General features: G+C 50.8%; 14 protein-coding genes and 1 pseudogene. All 15 read left to right on the top strand.

Annotated features, from left to right (window positions below; all coding sequences use genetic code 11):
* Positions 1 to 13: 13 nt before the first annotated feature.
* The 15 genes and pseudogenes from Dpoa569_RS19660 to Dpoa569_RS16230 all read left to right on the top strand — a co-directional run bounded on the left by Dpoa569_RS19660 (position 14) and on the right by Dpoa569_RS16230 (position 13,021).
* Entirely contained in the window at positions 14 to 211 is a 198-nt protein-coding gene (locus tag Dpoa569_RS19660; RefSeq protein WP_042868599.1) for a host cell division inhibitor Icd-like protein, read from the top strand.
* Positions 204 to 392 (top strand): hypothetical protein, encoded by a 189-nt coding sequence (locus Dpoa569_RS16295; protein WP_042868601.1) that lies wholly within the window; start codon positions 204 to 206, stop codon positions 390 to 392. The genes Dpoa569_RS19660 and Dpoa569_RS16295 overlap by 8 nt, the downstream gene beginning before the upstream one ends.
* Positions 385 to 591, top strand: coding sequence for a hypothetical protein (locus tag Dpoa569_RS16290; RefSeq protein WP_042868603.1), 207 nt, complete (start codon positions 385 to 387; stop codon positions 589 to 591). Before Dpoa569_RS16295 ends, Dpoa569_RS16290 begins: the two co-directional genes overlap by 8 nt.
* On the top strand, positions 588 to 1,217 hold the full coding sequence (locus tag Dpoa569_RS16285; RefSeq protein WP_042868605.1) for a hypothetical protein: 630 nt from the start codon (positions 588 to 590) through the stop codon (positions 1,215 to 1,217). The genes Dpoa569_RS16290 and Dpoa569_RS16285 overlap by 4 nt, the downstream gene beginning before the upstream one ends.
* Before the next feature lie 10 nt (positions 1,218 to 1,227).
* Positions 1,228 to 3,903, top strand: coding sequence for a TOPRIM and DUF927 domain-containing protein (locus Dpoa569_RS16280; protein ID WP_042868607.1), 2,676 nt, complete (start codon positions 1,228 to 1,230; stop codon positions 3,901 to 3,903).
* 865 nt (positions 3,904 to 4,768) lie between these two features.
* Positions 4,769 to 4,957 (top strand): hypothetical protein, encoded by a 189-nt coding sequence (locus Dpoa569_RS16275; protein WP_042868609.1) that lies wholly within the window; start codon positions 4,769 to 4,771, stop codon positions 4,955 to 4,957.
* Positions 4,941 to 6,635: a glycoside hydrolase family 24 protein gene (locus Dpoa569_RS16270; protein WP_042868611.1), complete on the top strand. Its 1,695-nt coding sequence runs from the start codon at positions 4,941 to 4,943 to the stop codon at positions 6,633 to 6,635. Before Dpoa569_RS16275 ends, Dpoa569_RS16270 begins: the two co-directional genes overlap by 17 nt.
* A gap of 396 nt (positions 6,636 to 7,031) precedes the next feature.
* Positions 7,032 to 7,451 carry a terminase small subunit-like protein gene (locus Dpoa569_RS16265; protein ID WP_050569528.1) on the top strand — a complete coding sequence of 140 codons (420 nt, stop codon included), beginning with the start codon at positions 7,032 to 7,034 and terminating at the stop codon, positions 7,449 to 7,451.
* 686 nt (positions 7,452 to 8,137) lie between these two features.
* Complete coding sequence (locus Dpoa569_RS16260; RefSeq protein WP_042868613.1) at positions 8,138 to 8,515, top strand: winged helix-turn-helix transcriptional regulator; 378 nt, start codon at positions 8,138 to 8,140, stop codon at positions 8,513 to 8,515.
* Between the two features lie 455 nt (positions 8,516 to 8,970).
* Positions 8,971 to 10,041 carry a dTDP-glucose 4,6-dehydratase gene (gene rfbB, locus Dpoa569_RS16255; RefSeq protein WP_050569529.1) on the top strand — a complete coding sequence of 357 codons (1,071 nt, stop codon included), beginning with the start codon at positions 8,971 to 8,973 and terminating at the stop codon, positions 10,039 to 10,041.
* Positions 10,041 to 10,904 carry a glucose-1-phosphate thymidylyltransferase RfbA gene (gene rfbA, locus Dpoa569_RS16250; RefSeq protein WP_042868615.1) on the top strand — a complete coding sequence of 288 codons (864 nt, stop codon included), beginning with the start codon at positions 10,041 to 10,043 and terminating at the stop codon, positions 10,902 to 10,904. Before rfbB ends, rfbA begins: the two co-directional genes overlap by 1 nt.
* A gap of 19 nt (positions 10,905 to 10,923) precedes the next feature.
* Positions 10,924 to 11,796 carry a dTDP-4-dehydrorhamnose reductase gene (gene rfbD, locus Dpoa569_RS16245; RefSeq protein ID WP_042868617.1) on the top strand — a complete coding sequence of 291 codons (873 nt, stop codon included), beginning with the start codon at positions 10,924 to 10,926 and terminating at the stop codon, positions 11,794 to 11,796.
* Between the two features lie 4 nt (positions 11,797 to 11,800).
* Entirely contained in the window at positions 11,801 to 12,352 is a 552-nt protein-coding gene (gene rfbC / locus Dpoa569_RS16240) for a dTDP-4-dehydrorhamnose 3,5-epimerase (protein ID WP_042868619.1), read from the top strand.
* A gap of 176 nt (positions 12,353 to 12,528) precedes the next feature.
* Positions 12,529 to 12,730 (top strand): annotated as a pseudogene (locus Dpoa569_RS16235) (integrase core domain-containing protein); the annotation flags it as partial.
* 39 nt (positions 12,731 to 12,769) lie between these two features.
* Positions 12,770 to 13,021, top strand: coding sequence for a sugar transferase (locus Dpoa569_RS16230; protein WP_322619428.1), 252 nt, complete (start codon positions 12,770 to 12,772; stop codon positions 13,019 to 13,021).
* The last annotated feature ends 48 nt before the right edge of the window (positions 13,022 to 13,069 follow it).

Below are 13,069 nucleotides of genomic sequence, written 5' to 3'. Positions count from 1 at the left end.
TGGAGGCTGCCACATGCTGGCTACTACCCCTACCCCAACACCGCAATTTATCTGGCTTATTGCCGCAATCCGCCGCGACTGTCTCACACAAAAACCGGTCATTCACCGTATCCCCGCCGTTTCTGAACACGAAGCCCGCCGCACACTGGCTGGCGATCACCTCTGCTTTTTCGCGGGCCGCCTGCCGGTTAAGGCGGTGCGCCATGTTTGATAACACCCCGTTAGAACTGGATGAAATTATCGACCAGTGCCGGGCGCTGGCCTATGCCGCCGTCAATACGGATGAACCGCAGGCGCGTGAAATCCTGCTGTTTGTCCTGCAGGAGCGTATCGACCATCTGTATCGCACCAGCCAGAAAGAGCCTGAACAAGCGGAGGTGTCCTATGCATGACCAACTCCCCACCCTCAACGCCACACTGAGCGTGCCGCATGACTTTTCCGGGCGCGTGCTGGTGTATGTGGAGAACGGCAGAGCCACCAGTGACCGCCGGTTATTCGATGATGAACACGTCGCCTGTCTGGATGCCTTTCTGGAGCTGGCCCGGCTGGCGGGCTGGCAGGTTGTTGCGCCAATGGGAGAAGCACAGTGAACAAACAACGCCCTATTTCCATGCTGGCGGCGCAATCTGCCCGTCATCACGTTGAGATGCTGCCCGACGGTATCCTCATCACCCACGAGAGCGCCGCCGTGCCGGATGAACCCTGCTTACTGACCTTTGATGAGGCCGTTTCCCGTCTGGACAGCACTGAATATGACCGGGCGTTATTGACCGGCATTCAGGTGGTGCGGGCGCTGACCGATGCCATGCTACAGGGCCATTTCAGGCCGGATGACCGGCAGAAACTGATCCTGTTCCGCTGGTTTGTCGCGGTGAAATTCGTGCTTGAGCAGGAAGCGATAAACGGCTGCGTCACCGTGACGGACGACAGCGGCCACCCGATAACCGCCGCGCTGTATCGCAGCCAGTACGGTGAATTACCCGTGTTTCCTGCCGCAGAGCGTGCAACCCTTGCCGGTGCGGTCGAAGGTGCCATGACAGCCGCGTATGGGGAGGAAGACGGGCGGCGCAATGCGCTGGCGCTCTATGTCGCTATGGTGGGGCCGGTGGCCGGTGAGCTGACCGAAACCGGGCACAGTGTGATGGCGACCCTGCATGACCAGGCGTTACAGCTCTTCGCGCTGGATAGCGTGCTGCCGTCACCGGCAACGCACTGAGGGAAATGGAATGCGTAATATCGATTTTATCCGTGAAGTGACCCGCTCGGCGGTGGGCCGCTGGCCTGATGTGCTGGCCCTGCTGGGGATTACGGTTCCCGACAATGCCCGCCAGCACGCCCCCTGCCCGGCGTGCGGGGGTAAAGACCGCTTCCGTTTTGATGATGACGGGCGCGGGGCGCATTTCTGTAATCAGTGCGGGGCCGGTGACGGCCTTGAATTGGTGCAGAAAGTCAGGCAGTGCGATATCACCGCCGCCGCCCGGCTGGTGGCCGACGCGCTGGGAATGCCAGCCGGTGCGCCAGCGCCGGACACGCGCCAGTATGATACCCGGCAATCACCGTCTGCCGACGAGCAGACCCGTACCGCAGAAAAAGCCCGGCGCTTTGCCGCACGGCTGAAAAAACTGACCGCACAGGCACAGCCGGGGGAGTCCGCCTATCTGGCCGGAAAGGGCTTAACCGGGTTGTCGTATCCGCTGCTGCCCGATGGCACCCTGCTGCTGACGTTACAGGACGCCAGCGGCACCACCACCGCCGCACAGACAATAAAACCCGATGGCGGCAAGCGACTGGTGACGGACTCGGCAAAACGCGGCGCGTATCACGCGGTAAATGCGCCCGCACAGCCCGATACGGTGATTATCGCCGAAGGGCTGGCGACGGCATTAAGCGTTCACCAGATGCGCCCGGAGGCGCTGACCCTCGCCGCTATCGACGCGGGCAACATGGTGCCGGTGTCAAAGGCCATGCGCACCCGGTATGCCAGCGCTCGTATCATTCTGGCCGCCGATAACGACATCAAACCGGAGATGCCGAACGCAGGGAAAGACTGGGCGGAGAAAGCCGCCCGTGCGGTGAACGGCCAGGTGGCGCTGCCGCCGACCAATGAAAAGGCCGACTGGGACGATTACCGCCAGCAATACGGGCTGATGGCCGCCACACAGGCATTTGCCGCCTCACTGTATTCGCCGCCAGCGGATGAACCGGACGACAGCAGGCCAACGCATAGCGACCCGTTAAAACCGCACGTACAAAGTCGCCGGGACGGCGTGTTCTGGATAACCCCCAAAGTGGATAAAGACAGCGGCGAGATTATCAACAATGAAAGCTGGCTGTGCTCCCCGCTGGCAGTGGTGGGCATTGGCCGGGACGACAAAGACCAGTACCTGATAATGCGCTGGCGGCCCATCGGCGCGAAGACCGACACCACACAGGCCATTCCGCTGGCGGATATCGGCGAGCGCGAGGGCTGGCGAACGCTGAAAAACGGCGGCGTGAACGTCACCACCAAAAACAGCCTGCGCGCCATTCTGGCCGACTGGCTCCAGCGCAGTGCCGCACGGGATATCTGGCATATCGCGCACGCGACCGGCTGGCAGTGTGGGGCTTACCTCATGCCGGACGGGGAAATCATCGGAACCCCTGACAGGCCGGTACTGTTCAGCGGGCGCAGCGCGGCCGCCGCAGGCTACACCGTCAGCGGCACGGCAGCGGGCTGGCGCGACACCGTGGCCCGCCTTGCCGGGGGCAATTACGCCATGATGACCGGTATAGCGGCGGCGCTGGCCGCCCCGTTAATCGGTCTGGTGGGGGCTGACGGATTCGGCATCCATTTCTATGAGCAATCGAGCGCCGGGAAAACCACCACCGCCAGTGTTGCCTCCAGCCTGTACGGTAACCCGGAGTTACTGCGCCTGACGTGGTACGGCACCGCGCTGGGGCTGGCGAACGAAGCCGCCGCCCACAACGACGCGCTGATGCCACTCGATGAAGTCGGTCAGGGCGCTGACCCGGTGAGCGTGGCGCAGGCCGCCTATGCACTGTTTAACGGCGTCGGCAAATTGCAGGGAGCCAAAGAAGGCGGCAACCGGGAGTTAAAGCGCTGGCGCACGGTGGCAATCAGCACCGGCGAAATGGATTTGGAAACGTTCATTGCCAGTGTGGGCAGAAAAACCAAGGCGGGCCAACTGGTACGGCTGCTGAACATCCCGTTAAGCAAAACGGCGTGCTTTCATGAACATGCCAACGGCAAACAGCACGCCGACGCACTGAAAGACGCCTGTCAGCAGTACCACGGTGCCGCAGGCCGGGCGTGGATTAAGCACCTTGCCGACCACCCGCAACAGGCTATCGAGGCCGTCAGAGCCGCTGAAACACGCTGGCGCAGTCTCATTCCTGCCGACTATGGCGAGCAGGTTCACCGGGTGGCCGCCCGCTTTGCCGTGATGGAGGCGGCGCTGTCGCTGGGCCGGGTCATTACCGGCTGGGATGAACAGACGGGCCGGGATGCGATACAACACAGCTTTAATGCCTGGGTGCGCGAATTCGGCACCGGCAACAAGGAGCACCAGCAGATTATCGAGCAGTGCGAAGCGTTCCTGAACGCCCACGGCCTGAGCCGGTTTGCCCCGCTGCCCTACAACCCGCAAGACCTGCCCATACGCGACCTTGCCGGATACCGGGACAGGGGCAAGCACGATGCCGCCCCGATGATGTTCTACACCTTCCCGGCCACCTTTGAGGGCGAAATCGCCAGGGGGTTTAACGTCAGGCAGTTTGCGAAAGTGCTGGCCGATGCGGGGATGTTAGAGCCGGGGAAAGACCGGTTTAAAAAGAAGGCGGTGCGTGTGGAGGGGCGTCAGCCGGTTTTCTATGTCCTGATGTATGCCCCGGATACGGAGTAACAGCCCCTTGTGTGGCTCACACACGAATAAAACATAACGGTTCAGCGGGTTCAACGGGTTCACTCTGTAAAAAGGCCTGTTTTATAAGGGAAACAGGTTTCCTGTTGAACCCGTCTTGAACCCGTTTTGCCGCACTCTGAACCCGTTTCCTTTTGGGCCTCATTTTCTGGTGGGCGGCGTGAACCCGTGGCGACACCCTATCAAACGGGTTCAGCGCACAGCTTTACGGGTTCAATTTTTAGCGCAAAAAGCGAGCAATATTTTTTAACCCGATGTTTGAAAAGACAAAAAAATAGTAACGGTACGCAACTGAACCCGTGAACCCGCTGAACCCGTGATGTTTTGTGTCTGTATATCGTCGTCACGCCAACGTTTCAGCACCAGCCAGAGGACAACCGGCCAGAACAGGATGCTTTCACACACGTAGAAGGTGTGTTGGTTCAGTCAGTTCAGTTGGTTCAATAAGTAAAGATGTTTGTTTTACAAGGAAAACGTATCCATTGTTGAACCAACACTGAACCAACAAAGGGGCATTTTGAACCAACACGGCGACGTACCCGGTTACTTTCTGGCTGGCGGGATGCGTGAACCAACAAAAAGCACGTCTGAACCAACGAAACAGATGCGATGTTGGTTCACACAAATCCAGCGCTGGCGCGGCTTGGCGGCCCGTGAACCAACTGAACCAACTGAACCGACATCTTTCTGCTGATCTATAGGGGAATTGGGCGGGAATAAAAAAGCAGAGAGCCGTAGCCCGATGAACCGGCCACACGCCATTATCCCTATTTTCGCAACACAAATTGATATCATTTCAATTTATGAAATAATGATTACTGTATAAATATCATGCTCAGGGGGATGTATGGACGCGGGCAGCAAGGTCAAACCGGTTTTACTCAGCAGGCATCAGGTGGAGGCACTCCGCCGTATTCAGGAGCAGGAGCGCCGCCAGTCACCGCTGGGTATTGCGCCCACGGTACACGCTATCGCACGCAGCCTGATGGATAAGGCGTTACACGATATCGGGGTGTTGCATGGCACAGACCATTGATGAACTGTTGATTTCGCTTGGCCTGAAAATGGATGCCAAATCCTTTCAAAAGGCGAATGATGCGATTAAAGGCGTAAGCGACAAAATCCTCCAGTTGGCTGCCGTTGCCGGTACAGGCATGGGGCTCAGGGCGCTGATCTCCGGCGTGGCTCAAACCGCGTTGGAGATGAAGCGCGTTGCAGATAATACCGGGTTTACCATTCGCCAGATTCAGGGGCTGGAGATGGCGATGAACCGGCTTAAAATCAACCCGGAAGCCGCGCAGGATATTGCCAAGATGATCCCCGCCCTGCAATTAAAGGCGCGGTTTGGTCAGTTGGGCGATAAGGCGTACTGGGGCGCGGCATTTAACCCCACCGAGTTTGCCCGCATGGACGCCATGAATGGGTTGAAATACTTCATCAACGCCTACAGCAAGATGAATTATGACCAGAGAACGTTTTTACGTCAGGGGGCAGAAACCGGCCAGGACTCACCACTCATCAGGCTGTCGGAAAAAGGCAGCGGTTTTCTTGATGAATCCATGAAGATGGCAGGCAACATGCCGTTTCCGATTGATAACGAATTGCTAAAGAATGCGCAGGTGTTTAACGATGAAATGGCCCAGTTCAAAAACAATCTTGATGCGTTAGCGATTTCGCTCGGAAAAGGGATTATTCCCGTCGTTAACGACCTGCTGAAAGTCACCAACAGGTTTATTCAGGAAAACCCAGGCACTGCAAAAGGGATGCTGACAGCAGCTGGTGTAGGAAGCGTTGTCGCAGGTAGCGGCATGTTAAAGTGGCTCCTCCGACCCACCCCACCTAAAGGACCGGTTCCCACCGCCAGCAGAGGTTTACTGTCTCGCCTGCTCTTTAATCCCCTGACCCTCGAAGCCGCAGCCGCCTTGACGCCGGGAAACATTTTTACATCAGCCGATGAAGCCAGAGCCATGAGCAATCCCCTGTTGAATCGTGGCGGGTCTGGCGGCGGGGTGAGTCCGCGCGAGGCATACCAGCGCCAGACGAGCGGTGAAATAGGAAAATTGGTAGACAACCCCAACGCTCGCGCATATCTGGATGCTATCGCAAAAGCCGAAGGAACGGCGGGCCACATGAACAATGGATATAACACTCTATTTGGCGGTGAGCAGTTCGCCAATATGTCAGATCACCCACGGATCCTGAAACCATTCACGCAAACGGACGGAGTCCAAAATAAAACGTCCGCCGCCGGGCGCTATCAGTTCACTCAAAAATCGTGGGATGAAGCGGCATCCGCTCTGGGCCTGACCGACTTTTCACCCCGTAGCCAGGACATGGCCGCTTTATGGCTAATCCAGCGTGCCGGGCAACTGGATAACGTCGTCAACGGTGATTTTATGTCGGCGACAAATGGGCTTGGTGGTGTATGGGCCTCTCTGCCGTCGTCTCCATATGCGCAGCCTAAAAGGTCACAGGCAGACATGGCGAACTATCTCGGTGATTACGGTTACAGAGCTGGAGCAGTGCCAACACCTGCGGCGCTACCCGTTATTGGGCAGGGTGGAAGCGCTGGCGGCGGGATGGTCATCAACCAGCAAAACGAATTCAACATATCCGGTGCTGGTCTGAATGAACAACAAATGAAAGACGCAGCCGCGGCAGCAATTGGTGAAACGGCTAAGCGCTGGCAGCAATCCTATGTACTGGGGAGGTGATGCCAACGCGCACCACGGCCAGACGATACCTGCGATTGAGCGGTATACAAGAACAGCAATACGATAAGGGTAAGCACAATGGCGATTAATCACCCCGCAACTGACTGGGCAACGATAGAGAGAGAATACTGTGAAGGCGAGTTATCCATTCGGGCGTTAGCGCGCCAGCATGGTATCAGCGACGCGGCCATACGCAAAAACGCAAAACTTTACGGCTGGAAAAGAGCGGTAAACCACCGTTCGCAAGGTTCGCTAAAGATGCCCGGTGCGAACCGGCAAACGCCCCCAAAAAAATCAATTTCGCCAATTGAAAACCAAATTGATTCAAATTGCCCGTCAATTGAAAAAAATCGTCTGACCGTTAAGAAAAACCACACCGGACGCCCATCCGACTATATGCCGGAGGTTGCAGACGACATTTGCACATTGCTGGCAGACGGTGAAAGCCTGCGCGATGTATGCCGCCACCCCGGTATGCCAAACAAGGCAACCGTCTTTCGCTGGCTGGCAGAAAATGAGGTATTTCGCGACCAGTACGCGAAAGCAACCGATGTCCGCGCCGATGTGATTTTTGACGAGATAATTGATATCGCTGACAGCACTGAAGCAGATGCCGCTGAAGTAGCAAAATCCCGGTTAAAAATAGACGCCAGAAAATGGGTACTGTCCCGCATGGCCCCGAAAAAATATGGCGAGCGCATCACCCAGGAGGTGACAGGCAAAGACGGTGGCCCTGTTGTTCAGGTGAATTACACGCCAGAGGACTACGCCAGAGCACAGGCGGAGCTGGAAAGGATGCTTCCTGATTTGGATTGATAGACACCCTCGAAAACACATCAAATGTGCATGATGTTGGTTCAGCCAAAGGCGGATGTTGGTTCAAAACACCCCTGTGTTGGTTCATTTATTATGAAAATAACCAGTAAAAACAACTATCTTTACTTATTGAACCGACTTAACCAACGTACCTTTGCTTGTATATGTATGCGGTTTTGCTGATGAAGGGAGAGGGCTTTCATTGAACGCTCTGTGAGTGAGGATGTGATATTTGCTGAACATCCATTCTCTGGCTGCATAGCCCTCTTTCCCATAAAAAGATGCGTTGCGGTGTGAGATCTTTCCGATCAGTGGCGAGCAAAAAAATGACTGCAATCAGCCCTAGCGAAAGATTAATGTGTATAGAAATGTGTATAGTTGGTGAGTTATAAATTCAAGTTATTGCTAATTTACTGGGTTTGTGGTGGCTTATTCTAATCCCTTCGCCTCCACTTCTCTCCGTGCTTTCAAGCTTTCAATTCTGTTTTTTATTCCTCTATATCTTGAAATGATTTTTTATTTATCAGTGCGTTGTTTCGGATACAAGGAATGGCAGGTGCTGTATCGGTAGTTTTAAAAAGATACCAGTCACTTCAAAAGAAACTAACTCCCTAAAAGAAACGATATGCGCTATGGTAAGCAGGTATACCGAATAAGACGTTAACCGATATAACAGAGGTCACAGGATGCCTGAATTTAATGTCTATAGTAAAACCTGCCCGGCACGTGTGGTGCTGGATCGTTTGTCTAATAAGTGGTCACTACTGATTCTGGATCGTCTGGCGTGTGAACCGGTACGGTTTAATCAACTAAGACGTGATATTGAAGGGGTATCGCAGAAAGTATTGTCACAGACGCTAAAGCACCTGGAACGCGACGGTATGATTCATCGGCAGGTGTTTGCTACCGTGCCGGTGACGGTGGAATACTCAATTACGACACTTGGCAAAACGCTGGTTAAAACCGTACACGAACTGACCCACTGGGCGGAGCGAAATATTGATGAGGTCATGCTTGCCCAGCAGCGATATGATGAGCTCAATTCTGCTGCTACAGTGGTGTAGCGATGCTCCTCTAAAAGGTTAATGCGACCTGAAAGAAAGCGAACAGTGTTTATCGTTTCTGTTGTATTTCGACAATAACCTTATTTATTAATATGTTATGTTTGTGATTGAATCTATAGCCTTGAACTATTGGGTAAGCGTAATAATTATTATTTATTACGCCATGATTCGTGCTGTAAGAAGGTAAAGAGCGAGCATGGTGTAAATTTTCAGTTTGGGTTTAGGGGTAAATCACAATACCGCTACACCTCCTTTGTTGTGACATGTAAAATGTGCAACTTCTTTTTCCTTTTTCTGACTATATTTCCAGCAAAATCGCACGTGCAACGACAAGTTGAAGGCAGTAGCTACCTTTGGGGCTGAATCCCAAGGGCGGTAGCGTTCCTAATTTTGTTTATTGATAATCAAGGTGCATTTGCGTTGAGTTGTCGGATAATTCATTTTCTGGGTATGACATCGTGAAGATATTGGTAACGGGTGGTGCGGGGTTCATCGGCTCTGCGGTTGTTCGGCATATCATAAAGAATACATCGGATTCTGTGGTTAACGTGGATAAACTCACGTATGCCGGTAATCTTGAATCTCTGGCTGATGTGAGTGGTCACGAGCGTTATGCTTTTAAACATGTAGATATTTGCGATGCGGCGGCGCTCAAACATGTTTTTGATGCCAGCCAGCCAGATGCCGTCATGCATTTAGCGGCTGAATCACATGTAGACCGTTCGATTGATGGTCCTGCTGCTTTTATCGAAACGAATATCGTCGGTACCTATACATTGCTTGAGGCTGCGCGTGCTTACTGGAGTAGCCTGGAGCCAGCCAAAAAATCTGCTTTCCGTTTTCATCATATCTCGACGGATGAAGTGTATGGTGACCTGGAGGGAACTGAGTCGCTATTTACTGAAACGACGCCGTATTCTCCCAGCAGTCCTTACTCTGCGTCGAAAGCCTCCAGTGACCATCTGGTACGTGCCTGGCTGCGTACTTATGGATTGCCGACTATCGTAACCAACTGTTCCAATAACTATGGTCCTTACCACTTTCCGGAAAAGCTGATTCCATTAATGATACTGAACGCGCTGGAAGGAAAAGTGTTGCCAGTATATGGCGATGGTATGCAAATTCGAGACTGGCTGTTTGTTGAGGATCATGCCCGTGCGCTTTATCAGGTGGTGACTGAGGGCGTCGTTGGTGAAACCTATAATATTGGTGGGCATAACGAAAAAGCCAATATTGATGTCGTAAAAACTATCTGTGCTTTGCTGGAGGAGTTGGTTCCGCAAAAACCGTCGGGTATCAGTGCTTATCAAGATCTGATTACTTATGTGAAAGATCGTCCAGGCCATGATGTGCGTTATGCTATTGATGCTGGCAAGATTGGTCGTGAGCTTGGTTGGAAACCACAGGAAACTTTTGAAAGCGGTATTCGTAAAACAGTAGAGTGGTACCTTAATAATCGCTCATGGTGGAGCAGGGTGCTGGATGGTTCTTATAGCCGTGAGCGTTTGGGGAGCGTAGAAAAATAATGAAAGGTATTATCCTCGCAGGTGGTTCCGGTACTCGGTTGTATCCTTTAACCCGAGGTGTATCCAAGCAATTGTTGCCGATCTACAATAAACCGATGATTTATTATCCGCTATCTACACTGATGTTAGCCGGAGTCCGTGATGTATTAATTATCACTACACCTGAAGATAACGAAGGGTTTCGGCGTTTGCTGGGTGATGGCAGCAATTTCGGCATCAATATTGATTATGCGGTTCAGCCTAGTCCAGATGGATTGGCTCAGGCATTTATTATTGGTGACTCATTTATTGGCAATGAACGTTGTTGCCTTGTTCTGGGGGACAATATCTTTTACGGTCAATCCTTCAGCAAGATGCTAAAAAATGCTGTAGATAAAGCAGTGGGTGCTACAGTATTCGGCTATCAGGTTAAAGACCCGGAGCGTTTTGGCGTTGTAGAGTTTGATGCTGAAATGAAAGCCATTTCCATTGAAGAAAAACCGAGTAAGCCCAAATCCAATTATGCTGTTACTGGGTTGTATTTTTATGATAATCGCGTAGTTGAGTTCGCCAAACAGGTTAAACCATCCCATCGTGGTGAATTGGAAATTACTTCAATTAACCAAATGTATATGGAGGATGGGTCGCTTAGCGTCGAATTATTTGGTCGTGGTTTTGCCTGGCTAGATACTGGAACGCATGAGAGCCTGCATGAAGCGTCATCCTTTGTGCAAACTATTGAGAATGTCCAGGGATTGAAAGTGGCTTGCCTGGAAGAGATTGCCTGGCGAAATGGTTGGATGTCTAATCAAGAGTTGATTGCACTGGCAGAACCGATGCTGAAGAACGAATATGGTCAATATCTGATGGGGTTGATCAAGTAATTGATGCCAGGAAAATATAATGAAAGTATTAATTGTCGGTAGTAATGGGCAGGTAGGGAGTTGTTTAGTTTCTCAATTGTTGGGCAAAGCGCATGTACTGGCTGTTGACCGTGATCAGCTGGATATAACTGATAAGGGGGCAGTATTTCATACTATCAGTCAATTCCGTCCTGATTATATCGTCAATGCAGCAGCACATACTGCTGTAGATAAAGCTGAGAATGAAATTGAACTTTCCTATGCCATTAACCGTGATGGGCCAGCTTATCTGGCTCAGGCTGCAAGCGAAATTGATGCGGTTTTTTTACATATTTCTACTGATTATGTTTTCGATGGTGAAAGTCAGACAGAATATGATGAAAGCATGCCAACTGCGCCTCATGGTATATATGGAAAAAGTAAACTTGCTGGGGAGCACGTTGTTGCAGATTTAACAGAGAAATTTATTATCTTGCGGACTGCATGGGTTTTTGGTGAACATGGACACAATTTTGTAAAAACTATGCTTCGGCTCGGTGCTACACGAGATGCTCTCAATATAGTTAGCGATCAGGTCGGTGGGCCAACCTATGCTGGTGATATTGCGGCAGCATTAATCAAGATAATTAGTTATATTGAAAATGGTGGAAAGCCGGGATGGGGGATATATCATTTTTCCGGAATGCCGCATGTTAGCTGGTTTGATTTTGCGGCTCAAATATTTCAGAAGGCTAAAGAAAGCAACGTTCTTGTTAGTATTCCCACGTTATTGCCTATTCTAACATCTGCTTATCCCACACCAGCCAAAAGGCCGTCTAACTCTCGATTAAACTGTGAGAAAATAAGAAAGCAGTTCGATATTGAACCTAGCAACTGGCAACTGGCACTGGATAATATTCAAGCATATAAGTGACATTATGAAAGTTATTGAGACAAATATTCCAGATGTGAAAATTATTGAACCAACGGTGTTTGGTGATGAACGCGGTTTTTTCATGGAGACTTGGCAACAGAAGAAATTTGAAGATCTGGTTGTTGGTCATACATGTAATTTTGTGCAGGATAACCATTCTAAATCCAGTAAAGGTATTTTACGCGGGTTACACTATCAGACCGAAAACACTCAAGGGAAACTAGTTAGAGTTATTAGTGGTGAGGTCTTTGATGTCGCAGTTGATATGCGAAAAAATTCCCCAACACTTGGTCAGTGGGTTGGTATATATCTTTCTGCTGAGAATAAACGTTTACTATGGATTCCTGAAGGGTTTGCTCATGGGTTTTATGTGACAAGTCCTGAGGCTGAATTTGTTTATAAGTGTACTGATTATTATAACCCTAAAGCAGAGTGTTCATTGTTGTGGAATGATGCTGATATTAATATAGAATGGCCTTTTTCGGAAAATAATACTCCTTTTTTATCAGATAAGGATAAAAATGGTAAACTTTTTATAGAGTGTGAAACGCTGTAACGATTGAGATATAAACGATATTTTTCTCGATAGTATAATTATTGGGGGTTTATGAGAGTTCTAATAATTAGATGTGTGAGCTCTTGTTGTGCGAATATTATCTTGATTTATTCTGGGTATTAATAAACCCTATAATAAAACTCACTGATCGAAATAAAACCAGTTTGGCTCGTCATAACGGGTTTATTGAGTGCTTTAACAAAATACTGCGAATAGAAATACGCGATATGTATCTGTTCAGAACTTTGTCTAAAGTACGAGAACTAACAGCAGAGTTGGTGTACAGAATGTAACGAGGAACGCCCACATAGATAACTGGATGATATGCTAGCGGTTATCTATGAGAGGCAAAAATTGGCTGAAGCCCTTCATTGGCAAAAAACGGATGGATTACAGGTCAATGTGCTGAAAGGAGAGATGAGTCTGGTTGGGCCGCGTCCTTGTTTGTTTAATCAACAAGAGCTAATTGCCGAACGTCAGGCGCGTGGTGTCTTTGATGTATTGCCGGGAATTACCGGGCTGGCACAGCTTAATGCCATCGACATGTCTACACCACAGAAACTGGCGGAGTGTGATCAGCGGATGATCCAGACTCTATCAGTGAAGCATTACTTCACTTATCTGGTGCAAACGGTGGTCGGTAAAGGTTCCGGTGATCGGGTGAGTTGATAAAAACTGATAAAAACGATGCCGGTCAGGCCGGCATCGTTACGTTAC

The sequence above is a fragment of the Dickeya poaceiphila genome (assembly GCF_007858975.2).
In the GTDB taxonomy this organism is placed as follows: domain Bacteria; phylum Pseudomonadota; class Gammaproteobacteria; order Enterobacterales; family Enterobacteriaceae; genus Dickeya; species Dickeya poaceiphila.
This window is presented reverse-complemented; position numbering and strand designations above follow the sequence as displayed.